Origin of the sequence: Persicirhabdus sediminis (assembly GCF_016595495.1) — a bacterium.
In the GTDB taxonomy this organism is placed as follows: domain Bacteria; phylum Verrucomicrobiota; class Verrucomicrobiia; order Verrucomicrobiales; family Akkermansiaceae; genus Persicirhabdus; species Persicirhabdus sediminis.
In genome coordinates this window covers 105,892-120,590 of the sequence record NZ_JAENIM010000046.1, presented here as the reverse complement: position 1 = coordinate 120,590, position 14,699 = coordinate 105,892, and the positions used below count along the sequence as shown (strand labels likewise).

At 49.2% G+C, this 14,699-nt stretch carries 14 protein-coding genes; 6 read left to right on the top strand and 8 right to left on the bottom strand.

Going from position 1 to position 14,699, the window contains the following annotated elements:
* Window positions 1–174 precede the first annotated feature (174 nt).
* Together JIN82_RS15775 and JIN82_RS15770 are read left to right on the top strand one after the other, a co-directional pair.
* Window positions 175–1,587 carry an NAD(+) synthetase gene (locus tag JIN82_RS15775; protein ID WP_234042103.1) on the top strand — a complete coding sequence of 471 codons (1,413 nt, stop codon included), beginning with the start codon at window positions 175–177 and terminating at the stop codon, window positions 1,585–1,587.
* Window positions 1,588–1,599: 12 nt separating this feature from the next.
* The gene (locus tag JIN82_RS15770; protein WP_200312634.1) at window positions 1,600–3,351 is read left to right on the top strand and encodes a right-handed parallel beta-helix repeat-containing protein; all 1,752 of its coding nucleotides are present in this window, start codon (window positions 1,600–1,602) and stop codon (window positions 3,349–3,351) included.
* 108 nt (window positions 3,352–3,459) lie between these two features.
* Here JIN82_RS15770 and JIN82_RS15765 read toward each other — a convergent pair whose 3' ends face one another.
* The 4 genes from JIN82_RS15765 to floA form a co-directional block, all read right to left on the bottom strand.
* Window positions 3,460–5,286 (bottom strand): SLC13 family permease, encoded by a 1,827-nt coding sequence (locus tag JIN82_RS15765; protein ID WP_200312633.1) that lies wholly within the window; start codon window positions 5,284–5,286, stop codon window positions 3,460–3,462.
* A 199-nt stretch (window positions 5,287–5,485) separates the two neighbouring features.
* Entirely contained in the window at window positions 5,486–5,953 is a 468-nt protein-coding gene (gene rplI, locus JIN82_RS15760; RefSeq protein WP_200312632.1) for a 50S ribosomal protein L9, read from the bottom strand.
* A gap of 147 nt (window positions 5,954–6,100) precedes the next feature.
* A complete protein-coding gene (locus tag JIN82_RS15755) occupies window positions 6,101–6,622 on the bottom strand; it encodes a hypothetical protein (RefSeq protein WP_200312631.1) in 522 nt (173 codons plus the stop codon).
* 69 nt (window positions 6,623–6,691) lie between these two features.
* Window positions 6,692–7,723: a flotillin-like protein FloA gene (floA, locus tag JIN82_RS15750; protein ID WP_200312630.1), complete on the bottom strand. Its 1,032-nt coding sequence runs from the start codon at window positions 7,721–7,723 to the stop codon at window positions 6,692–6,694.
* A 179-nt stretch (window positions 7,724–7,902) separates the two neighbouring features.
* Between floA and JIN82_RS15745 the strand changes: the two genes are divergently transcribed.
* The 3 genes from JIN82_RS15745 (at window position 7,903) to JIN82_RS15735 (ending at window position 9,915) form a co-directional block, all read left to right on the top strand.
* A complete protein-coding gene (locus JIN82_RS15745) occupies window positions 7,903–8,109 on the top strand; it encodes a hypothetical protein (RefSeq protein ID WP_200312629.1) in 207 nt (68 codons plus the stop codon).
* Window positions 8,110–8,296: 187 nt separating this feature from the next.
* On the top strand, window positions 8,297–9,244 hold the full coding sequence (locus JIN82_RS15740) for a hypothetical protein (RefSeq protein ID WP_200312628.1): 948 nt from the start codon (window positions 8,297–8,299) through the stop codon (window positions 9,242–9,244).
* Window positions 9,245–9,264: 20 nt separating this feature from the next.
* Window positions 9,265–9,915, top strand: coding sequence for a class I SAM-dependent methyltransferase (locus JIN82_RS15735; RefSeq protein WP_200312627.1), 651 nt, complete (start codon window positions 9,265–9,267; stop codon window positions 9,913–9,915).
* Between the two features lie 45 nt (window positions 9,916–9,960).
* Here the strand turns inward: JIN82_RS15735 and JIN82_RS15730 are convergent, their stop codons facing one another.
* The 4 genes from JIN82_RS15730 to JIN82_RS15715 all read right to left on the bottom strand — a co-directional run bounded on the left by JIN82_RS15730 (window position 9,961) and on the right by JIN82_RS15715 (window position 14,126).
* Window positions 9,961–11,541, bottom strand: coding sequence for a FecR family protein (locus JIN82_RS15730; RefSeq protein ID WP_200312626.1), 1,581 nt, complete (start codon window positions 11,539–11,541; stop codon window positions 9,961–9,963).
* Between the two features lie 57 nt (window positions 11,542–11,598).
* Window positions 11,599–12,099, bottom strand: coding sequence for a sigma-70 family RNA polymerase sigma factor (locus JIN82_RS15725; RefSeq protein WP_200312625.1), 501 nt, complete (start codon window positions 12,097–12,099; stop codon window positions 11,599–11,601).
* Window positions 12,100–12,359: 260 nt separating this feature from the next.
* Window positions 12,360–13,466, bottom strand: coding sequence for a pyridoxal-phosphate-dependent aminotransferase family protein (locus JIN82_RS15720; RefSeq protein WP_234042102.1), 1,107 nt, complete (start codon window positions 13,464–13,466; stop codon window positions 12,360–12,362).
* A 54-nt stretch (window positions 13,467–13,520) separates the two neighbouring features.
* Window positions 13,521–14,126 carry a hypothetical protein gene (locus tag JIN82_RS15715; RefSeq protein ID WP_234042101.1) on the bottom strand — a complete coding sequence of 202 codons (606 nt, stop codon included), beginning with the start codon at window positions 14,124–14,126 and terminating at the stop codon, window positions 13,521–13,523.
* A gap of 39 nt (window positions 14,127–14,165) precedes the next feature.
* On the opposite strand from JIN82_RS15715, the gene JIN82_RS15710 reads away from it, so the two are divergent.
* Window positions 14,166–14,690, top strand: a complete 525-nt coding sequence (locus tag JIN82_RS15710; protein ID WP_200312623.1) for a rhodanese-like domain-containing protein — start codon at window positions 14,166–14,168, stop codon at window positions 14,688–14,690.
* Window positions 14,691–14,699 lie beyond the last annotated feature (9 nt).

Sequence of the window (14,699 nt, the reverse complement as noted above, 5' to 3'; positions counted from 1 at the left end):
GAAACTAGCACAATGGTGAATTAAAACACGGAAAAACTACTAATATATGTCTAGATTTGTTTCGGTATCGCTAAATCGTTCTCTGCAAAGGTGAAAGTTGGCTTGGCACAAGTAAGCTTCGTTTTGGGGGATTTTCCCGCGAATGTGAAACGGATGATGTCGGTCTATCGAGAGATGATAGATCGTTCAGCTGATGTGGTTTTGGTTCCAGCCTATGCGATGTCAGGCGGCTGGCCTGGTCGTTTGCTAGAGCGGTCTAACTTCAGCGAAAAAGAGATGCAGGCGATGGACTTTCTATCTGAGAGTGTTGTAGCTGAGCCGCTGATTTTATATACTGAAGAATATAATGAGGCACATGGTAGGTTGCAGCCACGGCTGTATGTCTTGCATGACGGGAAAGTTAGATCGGCTGAAGCCAGTGTGCTCAATCAAGACGGTCAGCCGCAGTGCTGGGTGGTTGATGTAGCTGGAAAATCTATCATCATTGCCGTTGAGTCAGCCATACTCGGCGGTGGTGGCGAGCTCTGTGAGCTGCTGGAATCTTTACTTGTGGCAAATGAAGTGGCCCAGCCAGCGGCCTTGGTATGTTTGTGTTCACATGCCTATAGCTGGGCCGATGCGCCTGTTGATAGAGAGAGTTTTGCTCAGACGGCGGCAAAATTTAATCTGCCCTTGATTTACCTCAATGAAGTTGGTGGTCGTGGTGATAGGGTGATGGCGGGTGGTTCATTTGCAGTCAATTCAGACGGCTCACTGAGTTCGCAGCTGCAAGTATTGGCTGATGACCTGCAAGTCATTAACTTGTTGGATTCAGATGCTAGCGTGGCGAAGTTAGATTATAAGGAGGCAAAACATTTATTGAGCGCGCTGGTTCTTGGGCTGCGAGATTTTGTCCATTGTCGCGGTGTTAGTAGCGTGGTTCTGCATGCTGACGGCTCATTGTCGAGTCAGCTAGCAGTGATCATTGCGCGCTTGGCTCTTGGAGATGAATGTGTTTTGTTAGCCAAGCCAGCTGTAGATTCTAGTGTCGAGACGAGTGATTCTACTTGGCTCTACCCAGCTATCGATGAAAGTCTGATAGGGGAAGTTGACGAGTTTGCCCGCGCTAGCTGGCTAGAGCGCCTGCAGTCTCAGTGGTTGATGTCGCAGGCTGAGAGCTCCGCGACTTTAGTGATCTCTAGCATGAACAAATTAGATTATCAGCTAGGTGAATATGTTTTAGGTGGTAGATCGATGGGGCACCTTAGTTTGCTGGCGGATTGTTTCCCTAGCCAGCTGCAATTACTAGCTGATTATTTGCAAGGCCAGGGGGTGGAAATTGCTAGATGTGAAATGCCTGTGAGCATGCGATTGCCTTGTAGTGAGTTAGTCGCAGAGGAAATTATCACATTATATAGAGAAAAGCTTCTTTCATCTGACGAGATCATCGGCCATGATGGGCGACATGAAGACGCGGTGCGTTGGATCAAACGTCGCCTTGACCTGAATGAATGGAAGGGGAGTCAGATGCCTCCAATTCTGCGGGTTACCAGCCAGCTAAGATCTAATGAGATGGCTGATCCTGTGGCTCATCGTTTTTTCAGCTAGCCCCGAGCACCGATGAAGGACGATAAAGAATCTACGAATGAACAAGCTGACGAATCCAAAGCTAGGCTGAGGTGGGGGCGTATCTTGGCTGTATCGTTGTTAGCGAGCGGCGGTTCGGCTGGCGTCTATTACCATCTGGACGAGGAGCACAAACAGAAAATGAAGTTGGTGCAGCAGAGGCACGTTGATTTTGACCTGCGACTTTGGAAACGTGAGCTAGAGGCGAATTTTGAAGCGAAAAATGTCGTGGCCGTGGATAGCCAGCTAGCCGATTCCACGATGATGTTAGTCAGCGAGGACGAATTGGCCGACTGGCAAAATCAATTGGCTCAGCTTAAAGAAGAAATCCGGCTAACTCAGTTGGCTGGATTGGTGGAGCAGGCTGAGCTCGCTATAGAGAAAAGGAAGTTTGATCAGGCTCGTGAGTTGGTGGCCGAAGCCGGTGATTTTGCTCAAGATGGTGAGCTTGACGTGGTGATTGCGATGATCGAACAGTCACAGCTAGAATATAATTTTAATAATTTGTTAGCTGGGGCTGATAGATATGCAGAATCTGGCCAGCTGGAATCTGCGATTGATGAATTGGATAAAGCTAACGAGTTGATTCCTGATGTTGATGGTGTGGCTGTGAAACGTCAGCTGTGGCAGTTCCAGCTGCAGATCGTGGAGCAGCGGCGGGAGAAATCTCGCGAGCTCTATGAGAAAGCGACGGCAATGGATGAGGGGATTTATTCTGAGAAGTTGCTAGAGCTTCTTGAGCTGGCAGTTGAGCAAGACCCCAAACATCTAGCGGCGGTCGAGTTGCTAAAAAAAGCCAGTGATTACCCAAAGATCTTTCGTGTACCAGCTGAAGTGAAAACGATCACGCTAGCTTTGGATCAGGCCAAGGATGGTGATGAAATTCACCTCGCGGAGGGTATTTATAAGGAATCATTGTGGGTCAAAAATGGGGTGAAGATAGTGGGCGCCGGCATGGATAAAACAGTGATCGAGTATTCAGGTTTGTACGGCTCGGTGATGACGATTTCTAGCCAACAAGAGGTTCAGCTCACGGGGCTGATTTTACGTCACAATGATAGAGAGCCGGATACGGTAGACCAATACTCGGTGTTAGTAGTTGGCGGTGGTCGTCTATCTGCTAGCAAAGTGAAGGCATTTGATAGTGCTGGCCACGGTGTACTGGTTTGTCGCGGTGGCGAGGTTCGCATGTCGCAGTGTGAAATGACAAACAACCTGTGGAATGGGGTGAGCTGTGAAGATGCTGGCTCACAGCTGGTGGTTGACCGCTGCAAAGTTAGATCGAATCAACGCCACGGAGTGGAAATCTGGAATGGTGGAGCTGGCGAAGTTCAGCTGAGCTACATCGAAGAAAATCGTCTAGCTGGCGTACTGGCGATGGATGCTCCGAGGGCAAAAATTTACCGCAATACAGTGGCTGAAAATGGTGACGTTGGCGTGATGGTTAGCGCGGTTGTCGATTGTCAGCTAGATCTTAATGCGGTGAACAAAAATGGCCTTACTGGCATTGTGGTAGCTGGCGCAGCCACGCGCATCAAGTGTGACAAAAACCGCGCGAATCAAAATGGTGAGTTAGGTATTTGGTTTCAGCCGGGTGTGCGGGTTAGATCATTTTCTGGCAACAATGCACAAGGCAATGCGCTTGGACAAGTTAGAGCGCCGATGTCGCGTGCGAAAAAGCCAGCCGCCGCAGATAGACGCGACGATCTACGTGAGCGGCCCAAGGCCATTCCTGTTGAGGAATGATACCATTCACCTAGCTAGCTAGGCGGCAGGGTTTTGATTTCTAGCTAACAAAATGACGCGCTCAGCTAGCTGAGCGCGTCATTAGATGCCCAAAGTCTATCAGGGCGATTAGAATGGCCAGATTTTTGGAATCAAGAAGCTGGCGGTGATCCACAAGATGATGGCGAGCGGCGCGCCAACACGGAAGAAGTCGCCAAATTTATAACCACCGGCACCATAGACAAAGGTATTGGTTTGGTAGCCGATGGGTGTGGAGAAGCTGGCGGATGAGCCAAACATGACGGCAACCACAAATGGGCTTGGGCTGACACCCATTTGGTGGCCGACGATGATGGCCATTGGGGTGAGCAGCGCGGCCACTGCATTGTTACTGATAATTTCAGTGAGCACGGCGGCGAGCAGGTAGAAGGCCGCGAGTGCGAGGTGTGGGTGATCGCGACCGACGGTCTCAACAACTGTGCCGGCAATCAGCTGGGCGAGGCCAGTTTTTTCCATCGCCATACCGAGGCCAAGCATGCCAAAGATCATGAAGATAACTTTCCAGCTGACCGCTTGATAGGCTTCTTGGGTATCCACACAGCGGGTAGCTAGAACCATCAGCGCGCCGGTCATGGCGAGCACCACTACGGGAATTTGCGGTAGGCCAAATTTTCCACCAATGGCACTGGCGACAACAAAGAGAACTAAGGCTGCGATGGCGATTGGCGCTTTGTTTACACGCAGCTCGGTGTGTTTGGGTTCACTCAGGTTGATGAAATCTTTCTCGTCAAATAGCTGGCGCATTTGCTCAGCTGGACCTTGCACTAACAAGGTGTCACCAAAGGCGAGTTTTTCATCTTCAAATCGCTCCTTGAGGTTTTTACCGCGGCGGTGGATGGCGAGAATGATGACGCCGTATTTCTGGCGGAAACCAATTTCCTTGAGGCTTTTGCCCACCATGGATGAGTTGCGGCCAAGGATACCTTCCATGAGCAGTGCGCTTTCTGTGCGCAGGCTTTCCAGTCCGAGGCTCGCTTGTTGTTCTTCCTGGCCACGCATGTCCATGCCTTTGGTTTTGGAAATGCCAAGCAAGCCGTCGAGTGATCCTTTGAAGACCACTTCATCGCCAGCCTCGAAGGTCATTTCCTTGAGCGGGGTGGCGAGGCGTACGCCATCGCGCAGCACTTCGATCACACGAGCTTTGCGCATATTTGCCAGCGGGCTTTCGGTAAAGAGCGTGCCATCTAGCGCGCTGTCGGCTTTGACAAATGCGTGGGAGATGAATTCGCGCTGGCTAGCTGGATCAATCAAGGTAGCTAGGGTGACGCGGTCGGGCAGAAGTTTTGGCCCGAGCGTGAGCATGTAGAGTACGGTGATGACGATGAAAACAATGCCGAGTGGCATGATTTCAAACATGGAGAAATAGTAGCCTTGCTCGGCGGAAATACCAGCTGCGATGAGGTTGGTAGAGGTGCCGATGATGGTCATGGTACCACCAACAATGGCTGCGTATGAAAGCGGGATGAGAAATCGTGAGGCCGCGTATTCGCGTTTGCGGCAGAGAGAAATGACGATGGGCATGAAAACCACCACCACTGGGGTATTGTTGACAAAGCCAGATAGCAAAATGACTAAGATCATCATCACCACGAGCATCTGCTTGGCGGTATTGCCAGCTAGTTTTTCAAATAGATTACCTAGCGCTTCAATGACGCCTGTGCGCTCTAGCCCGGCGCTGATGATAAACATGCAGGCCACGGTGATGGGCGCTGGATGAGAAAATACCTTAAGCGCATTGTACGGGCTGTCTGGATCCAGCGGAAGCACGCCTGCAATCATGCAGAGAATGAGCGCGCCCATGGCGACAAGTTCAGCCGAAAGCCATTCTTTTACGAAGGCAATGAAGACAAATAGGGTAAGGATAGCGATGAAGCTTTGCTGCCAGGTCTCGAACATGTTTTGGGTGAATTTCTAGAGTCTGATGGTCCAGTGGGTGGCGCTGTTTGTTTGGCGCTGCCATCTACTTACATTATTGGTAGAGGTGTTTGCCGTCAATTCCAAGCATGAAGCGCATCTAGTGGTGATCTGAGGGCAAAAAAAAAGGAGGCTTCCGTAATGGAAGCCTCCTGTTTGAGAAATTGGTATTCGCTAGAAATTAAGCAACCTCTTCTTCAGCAGCCTTAACGGTTACTTTGAGAGTAGCAAGGAGGTCTGTGTAGACCTTAACTTCAACGTCAAACTTACCAGTGTTCTTGATAGCTTTATCAAGGACGATAGCGTGACGGTCGATTTCGATGCCTTTTTCTTCCAGCTTCTTGTGGATATCGATGCTAGTAACAGAGCCGAATGCTTTGCCGCCCTGACCTGTTTCCAGTGTGAAGCTAAGCTTAGTTTTGTTGAGCTTGTTAGCAACTTCTTGTGCTTCAGCACGCTCAGCAGCTTCGCGCTCAGCACGAGCAGCTTTGAGAGCTTCGAGGTGGCGTAGGTTCCCACGAGTAGCCTCAAAAGCTTTGCCCTGTGGGATGAGGAAATTGCGGGCAAAGCCAGCCTTAACCTTTACAACATCGGCTTCAGCGCCGAGATTTTCGATTTTTTCGCGTAGAATGACTTCAGTAGTGGCCATGAGAAAATTTTATTAGTTCGTGGGGCGGAGGAGATAGGGGGGGAAGTGTGATGAGTCAAGTCGATTTGTGAATAAATCATGTATTTTCAAACAATCAGCCAGCTGGATGGACCAGCTGGCTGGAAAATAATGATGTTTTGAGATCGCTTACTGCAGGGCTTTTGGTTTGCCGAGAATCTCTTGTAAGATAACGGCTTGCTTCAGGCTCTGCGGTGAGCGCAGCTGCGCTCTAGCGCTGGTGCCAGCGACTTGTGGGCGCTTCTTACGTGCCTGTTGCTGCTGGCGTTGTTTGATTTGTTCAAGTGCTTGGCGCTCGGCGGCACTGAGTGTGCGCGGCTTTTGGGCTTTTGCCGGTAATCCAGGTGGCTGGCTTACTGGTTTATTTCTGGTCAGCGCAGGTGGCTGAGCGGCTGGCTGGCGAGAAAGCACTGCGGGCTCTTGCTGAGCTTGCTGTTGTGCCTGACGTTGGCGAATTTCTTCGCGGTACTGCTCGTAGACGTCGTCGATCTCGTTGGGAGAATCATCGTAGTCATACTCGTCATCGAACTCTTCGCGGCGCTGGGCGGCACGACGTTCTTTGAGCCAGTTGAAGGCACCAACGATCATGGCAATCAAAATGAAGATGATTTGGCCGTAGTCGCCGGATTCTGCCAACACTAATGGAATCATAAATGATTGAGGTGGCTAAATCAGCGCGCCAGCTGGATGGCTAGCACGCTGAGTAGCGGGTTGAGTTAATTATTGATCTGAGCTGTGATCTTCGGTTTTAGCGATAGAATCACGCATGTCAGTATCAGCTTTGACATTTTGGTACTTAACGTAGTCCATGATGCCGAGGTTGCCATTGCGGAAGGCTTCTGCAATTGCTTGTGGCACTTCTGACTCAGCTTCTACCACTTTAGCGCGCATTTCCTGAGTACGGGCAGACATTTCCTGCTCAACGGCCACCGCAGCAGCGCGGCGCATCTCAGCTTTCGCTTGAGCAATTTGTTTGTCGGCTTCAGCTTGTTCAGCTTGCAGGCGAGCACCGACGTTGTCGGCAACGTCGACGTCAGCAACGTCGATGGAGAGGATTTCGAAGGCGGTGGCGGAGTCGACACCTTTACCGAGCACGAGCTTGGAGATGTTGTCTGGGTTCTCGAGGACAAACTTGTAGTTTTCCGCAGAACCTACGGAAGTCACGATACCTTCACCCACACGGGCGATGATGGTTTCTTCTGTAGCACCACCGACAAAGCGGTCGAGGTTGGTACGCACAGTGACACGAGCACGCACGTTCATGGCGATACCATCTTTGGCCACCGCGGTGATTTTATTGGAGGTGGCATTTGGGCTCGGGCAATCGATAACCATTGGGTTAATGGAAGTACGTACCGCTTCGAGAACGGTTTTGCCAGTGTCCTTAGTGGCGAGGTCGATGGCGCAGGCGCGCTCAAATGTTAGCGGGATGCCAGCTTTGTCAGCGGCGATCAGTGCGAGCACCACATTGGTGACGTCACCACCTGAGAGGTAATGAGCTTCCAGTGAATCAGTAGAGTAGGCGAGGTTCGCCTTCATTGCCGTAATACGGCTGTTAACGATGAGCGCTGGTGGCACTTTTCTGAAGCGCATGAAGACGAGGTTGATGATGCTGACTGGTGCACCGGCTGATTTGGCCTGAATCCACAGACCAAAGAAATTCATAAGAATGAGGCCAAAGATGCCGACGAAGATAAGAGCACCGATGGAGAGGATGGTGGTCACGGTAAAAGCTAACGGAAGAGCGATCATAGGTTGTTATGTTTAAACTGACCCCAAACTAACGAGAGATGCGCTATTCGCAAGCTAGAAGCGGTTAAATTTTTGCATTTAGCGGTCAGCTAGAAATATGATTTTATCATTTATTCCGCAATTTATGTGTAATTGGTGACTTGCCAAATGCCAGCTAGGTGTTTAAGCACTCGCTTGACATGAAAAAATTTCTATTCTCAGTAGCAGCCATCGTGGGATTGTTGGGCATGGTTTCTTGCGATAGACACGAGTGGAGCGAAACCAAGGTGCTCTTCGAAACTCACGATGACGAACACGGCGAACATGCTGAAGGTCACGGCGACGAAGCAGCGGGCGATCATGGCGACGCTCACAAAGAAGAGAAACACGAGCAGCCAGCTCATTAACTGGCGATATATTCATTCTTTAATACTGACTGGAGAATGCGACGTTTGATAACTTGTCGCATTTTTCGTCTTTGCGGTTGATCTTATTGCATGCTCGCGTTCACATGCTATTAACAAATCAGCAAAGCTGACAGATGCATTCATGAATAACGGCAAGGTACGTCCCCTATGGTTATGGCCCAACTTAATGAGTTTGGATGCGCCTGTAGTTGCCGTGGCCTGGATGTGGATGCTCAGCCAGGCAATGAATGTGAGTTATATCTCGCCGCTGGCCTATTATATTTTAGCTGCAGCGGTGTGGTGTGTTTACGTTGCCGATAGAATTTACGATAGTTCTAAGTCTGGCGGCCGCTGGCTGACACGCCAACCGCGCCACGAATTTCATCGTCGTTGGCGTCTGCCGCTGACGGTATTGTTGGCGATTATTTCTGGAATCTGCATCCACCGCGCGCTGTATTTCCTGCCGTCAGCGATTTTTTCAGGCGGCATCGTCGGCGGCATCATGGTTTTGGTCTATTTTGTCACCGTGAAGTTCCGTGGACAGGAAGTGCCCTATGTGAAAAATTTTGTTGCTGGGTTTGTTTTTGCCTTTGGCGTGGCGGTTCCAGTATTGGCGTATGAAGGGAGTTTGACGCGTGTTGGTCTGGAAGACGTGATTTACCCGCTACAGCAATATTTCCAGCCACTGCAAGAAGAGGTGAATGGCGTGACCATTCGCATTGCCATGGCGGGAGTATGGGACGCGCTGTGGAATACTGGACTGATGGTGATTCGCACCTTGCACGTGGTTTTTGTGCGCGAGTTGATCATTGTGGTTTTTGCGCTGCTCTGTGTGATGAATATCACTGCCATTGACCTGTGGGAGCAGGCTGAATATGCCGAGGATGAGGAGACCGAATACGGTCACGAGCTCAGCCTCACGCTTGGTTTGATTTTGCTAGTTGGCGGCAGTTTGTATGCGGCTGCTTTTATGGCCGACGAGTCATCAAAGAACTTCTATTACGCGGTGATGGTGTCTGCTGCAGCCTTGCAGCTGGTAAACCACTACCGCGCTCTATTCACCATGAATGCGCAGCGGGTTCTGGCTGATTTGGCCTTGCTCTTGCCCTTGCCGATATTCTGGTTTTCTAACTAGATTTTTCCTTCTAGCTGGCCATGAACTTCGACGCTGTTGCCCCGATTTACCAGCTGATGGAGCGGGTCGTTTTTGGCCATAAATTACAGCTGGCTCGCTGTGCTCATTTACCAGCCAGTTTGGCTGTTCTCGCTGGCGGTGAATCTGCAAAAATCCTCGTGATTGGCGATGGTGATGGACGATTTGCCGCTCAGTTAGCTGAGGAAATTGTCAGCCGGGGGATTGATGAAATTGTCCGTGTGGATGTGGTTGAGCTCAGCCAAGGCATGTGTGCTGAGCTGCGCCATCGTCTAGCCAGTTATCCATTTTGCCGTGTTCACTGTGCGGATGTTCGCGATTGGCGCGAGTCCGATTACCAGCTGGTATTTTGCCATTTTGTGCTCGATTTGTACCGTGGCAGCGAGTTCGACCAATGGATAGAAATACTCGACCACTTGGTCCAGTCAGCTGGCTACTTGGTGGTGACAGATTTTGAAAACCACCCAGATGGGGGAATTTTTGCGACCTGTTTGCTGCGGGTAATGTATCAGTTTTTCCACTATTCAGCTGGCATTCCAGTGGGTCAGCTGGAAGGGCGAATCGCCAGTATGGACGGGCTCAATGCAGAGCTGGTAGGGGAGTTCAGCCAGTTGAATGGATTTGTGCAATCTAGGCTGTGGCGTAAAATCTAGCTGCGCACGTTTTGCTAGCTGGCTAGCTAGCATGGGCCGCGCAACTTATCGAATGAAGTCGATAATAATGGCTGAGATGCTATTGCGCTTGGCTGGAATTTTGCTCCTCTTCTGCTCGCGCGTCATGTCGAAACCATCAAACTTGGTATCCGTAGTGATGGTGAGGTCATCACTTGTGAATTCAGTTTTGAAGCTCAGTTGCAGGTGCATCGGCACGCCTTGTGGGTTGAAGAACTCGTCAACAATGACTCTGTCTTCTTTGGCTAACGTTTCCACGATTGGTGATGTAGTGGAGTCGCCGACGCGTGCGTAGGTTGGTACAAAGTGATATTCTGCGTTAGCTACAGTGTCTGGGCTGCGTAGAATGTGAATTTTGTATGCCACGGCATCATAGCGCTTCATGGCTTCTTCCATGTTGCTGAGCCTAAATGTTGAACCAATGCCGTCTTCAGGCAGGAGCATGCCAGCTGGAATGTCCTTTTCGTAGAATTTGACGTGGCGAACTTCAATCAGGCCGTCTTTTTCAACGGCTGGATTTGTTCGTGGAGCCCTGTTTCTCACCGGCAGATCATTAGACCTGACGCTGGTATTGAAAATGTTGCCAATCGTGGTCGTCGACGCGTGGTGGCGGTGTTTCATCTTGGTGGTTGCCCAGTCGAATTGAACACCTGATCCAGGTAGCGTGATTGAGCCAGCTGGTTTTACTACATCAATCCACTTGGCTCCTAAGAAACCAGTCCCCTCAGCTCCGTAGAGTGAGGCGTCAAAGCTGAAGTTGATGCCTTGGCGAACTGGAAGTTCTTCTTCTTCATAGTGGATGGTTTCATCGCTGCTGAAGATATTTGGTTTTTCAGATTCTTCGGTAAGCTTGACCGCTTGTCCTGGCACCAGCTCGCTGATTTTGCTTCCTTCATCACGCTTCAGGCAGAGAACTCGACCTTCATACACGTCGACTCGAGTTTCGCCACCTGTGACTTTTACGCCATATTTGGTGCCGATGTCTTGAATGTAGTGAGTTGGTGTGAGGGTGTGGAATGGTGCGCTTGCTGTGTCGATGAGGATCTTTGAGTCGGTGTGCAGCTCAATCTTGTCATCTAGCAAGGTGAAGTCACTCGGTCCAGTGACCTTAATTGATGCGCCATTGGTAGATGTGAGTGAAAGTTGACCTGACTCAAGTTTGTATCTGACGCCAGTGTCGAGGAAGTTAGATTCAGCTTCTGGCTTATCACTGTCGCTAGACCAAGTAGCACCAGAGTTTGAGGTAATCGTGTAGTCGCCAGAATCTTCACTTGTTGTGAAGAAGAGTGAGGCGATCAGGCTGATGATGAGAATCGCCGCAGCGGCATAGGCGGCGCGGAAGGCTATGATGTTGCTCTTCTTCTCTTCTGGCTCAGCCAGCACTTCTAGATCGCTGGCTTTGAAAAATTCGGTAAATAAGGCCTCGTCGATAAATGCCTGCGTATAGGCAGTCAATTTGGCGGGGTCTTTGAGATGAGAATTGAGAGATTTCTCCTCAGAGTCATTCAAGGGCCCAAGCAGAGCTTGCTCCAGCAGCATACCGAAGTCTTTTTCAAAGACTTCTGGCTGTTGGTCATCTTGGGGCGATGATGGATTCTCTGGGCTCATGAATTAACTACTTAAAATGGTATTCCGTTTAGGATGCCATAGTTGACAAAAAATTGCTTAATTTATCAAACTAGTTGTGCACGTTTTGATTTTCTGACGGATTCGCGAAATTTGCTTAGCCAATGCGGCGTAGCTTTTGCCTTGGCTATCGGCAATTTCTTGCAGCGAATAACCAAATGCATAACATTTTTCGAACAGCGAGCGGGACTTTTCAGGTAATTTAGCTAGGCATTGTTTTAGAGCATCAGTCTGTTGGCTCGTATATGAACTTTGATTCTCAAATTCGACACATAAATTGTCCAAAGTTTCCTCTTCTAGCTGAAATTCTTTATTTCTGCTGTGGTCACGGTAGTGGCTCATAATGCGAAACTTCACTACCTGATAGACCCATGCACGAAAGTTTCCTCCTTGAAACTTCTCAGCTATATTCCTGACAATATACAGGTTCGCCTCTTGTAAAACGTCGCCAGCGAGAGATCTAGGGACACCACTAGATATTACAAAGCCAAGTAGCTGGCTTTGTAGTTCCTCTAGTTGCTGGGATAGATCTGGGGACATTGTAATTAGATAGAAACGACGAGTGAACCTCGTGGTCGGGGACAACTTGATAGGCTAGATGATGATTGTCAAAATAAAGAATAATACAGTTGGTTGAATTTCAGCGGGTCGGTTTAGATTGATGTGTTAAATATAGTTATTATCTCTTTCTTTATTATCCTTTTACTAAATCAGACAGGGCTGTTGGTAGGGAAGCAAAAAAAACCACCCAACTCAGAGTTTCTGAGTTAGGTGGCAAGTAAAACGATTTGTCAGCTAGATTAGATAAAGCCAGGTAGAATATCGCTCATGGCTTCGAGCACTTCGCTCATTGTTTCTACTGTCTCGTCACCCATGTTGGAAACACGGAAGGTAATGCCTTTTGCTTTGCCGTAGCCACCATTGATTAGAATGTTGTGTTTGGCGCGAATTGCCTCGATGTAAGCTGGCACATCGATTTCGCGGTTGTTACTGATAGCAGTTAGTGATTTCGATTGGTAGCCGTAGGGAGCGAAATGTTTGAATCCATTAGCCGCGACCCAGTTGTGTACCATGGCATTGAGGAATGCGTGGCGCTCGTAGCGGTTTTCTAATCCTTCAGCTAGCATACCACGCACCTGATGTTGCAGGCCATAGATGATAGAGATAGCTGGAGTTGTAGGCGTATTATTGTTGATAGCGTGTTTTTCAAATTCCAGAAAATCAAAATAATACCCGCGATCAGGGGTACTCTTAGCGCGTTCTAACGCCGCTTCAGAGATGGCAAAAATATTGAGACCAGGAGGCAGAGCGAATGCTTTTTGCACCCCAGCGATGATGACATCAACTCCCCATTCATCCATTTTCACAGGTACCGCTGAAAGTGATGATACAGTATCAACCACCAAGAGAACGTCTGGGAATTCTTTGACTACCTTGGCGATGGCGGCAACATCGTTCATCACCCCTGTTGAGGTTTCGTTGTGAACTAATGTGACGACGTCAAATCCTCCCTCTGCTAGCTTGCTGCGGACTTCATCAGGTTTGATGTAGTTGCCCCATTCTTCTTGAATTTTTTCAGCTGGAATTCCACATCGCAGCGCAACGTCGTACCACTTATCCGAGAAGGCTCCACAGCATAGGTTAAGGACCTTCTTCTGCGTTAGATTGCGAATGGCTGCTTCCATGACTCCCCAAGCTGATGATGGCGCGAGGTAAACTGGCCGTGTGGTGCCGATGATTTGTTTCAGCCCTGGCTGGATAGACGCATAGAGCTCAGCAAAATCTTTGCCGCGATGCCCCATCATTGGTTGGTTCATCGCTTGATAGGTGAGTGGTGAAATGTTCACCGGCCCTGGAATGTATAGTTTGGGTAAGGTCACAGTCGTAGTTAATTTAGCAATTGCCATATCTTATAGATGGAGGCGATTAGATGGGGGTTATTTTTTCAAATCTGTTTGTCCTTAGTCGACATAGGTTCCTGTATCACCGAGGTCGTTGTCGGCGTCGTAGGGATTATAGTTTTGGTTGAGGAATGAATCTAGCAGGGTGTCGACTTCATCATCCATCTTTTCTTTGTTTGCCTTAATGGTTTCTAGTTCCTGGGTGATCTCAGCTTGCATCACTCGCAAGTTAGCAGCTTCGTATTCGTAGCTGGCTTCGATGTGACGTTTGGCTAATTCACGGTAAGCTTCTTTGTCGGCTTTTTTCTTGAAGAGCTGTCTGGCTTCGTACTCGGTGACATACATGGTTAGAAGTGCTTCGGCGCCTTTTGGGTCAGCTTTGAGCATTTCTAAATAGTCGGCGTAGTTAGTAACGCAGCGGTTGACTGCTTGCTGGTACATCGCTTTGTCAGATGTTTCTATCGACTTGAGTTCTTTGTAGGCGGCTGGGAATTTCTTCTCGATAAATCCAAGCGCTTCTTTGGTGCTCGGCATGTCGTCGTGGTTGTGTTCTTCCTCTTCTTGGGCGCACAGCTGGAAGCTGAGAATGAGGCAGCTGAGCAGAGCTGTAATCGTTAGTTTCATTGATTGTGTCGTTGGCATGCTCAACAAGATATAAAAATTCACAGACTTTACAAGTGGCAGTCTAGCTAGCATGGTATAATCATGAAATTTGCTAACGCATATGGGGTAATTATGGCTGGCGCTGTTGCTATGTTAGCTAGCGCCTGCTCACCAGTGGATGAGGAAATCGAACCTGTGGTCAAGGAGCTAGCGGTGAGTTCTCAGGTAGTTGAGAAAATACAAAAACCTGAGTTAGATCAGCCAGTTGAAGCTGCTACTGCTAAAGTTGAGCCGAAGCACGAGGTTCACGCCGTGACGATTGACCAACTATACGCGATGCTGGCGAGTGATGCGGTCTATCTGGTCGATGCGCGACCGTCATTTGTCTATCGGCTAGGTCATATCAACGGTTCGGTGAACCGCTCAGTGCGCAGTTTGAAGCGTCACCGTGATGCGTGGATGGCTGAAATTAGCCAAGCTAACAAGGAAGGCAAACAGATTGTAATTTATTGCCTAAACGAAAATTGCCCAGACGCGCATCGTTTTGCTTCTGAGGTGACAGCTGCAGGTGTTCCGTGCTCGGTCTACGTTAATGGTTGGGAAGAGTGGAAATCAGCTGGCTTATAATATGGAGCC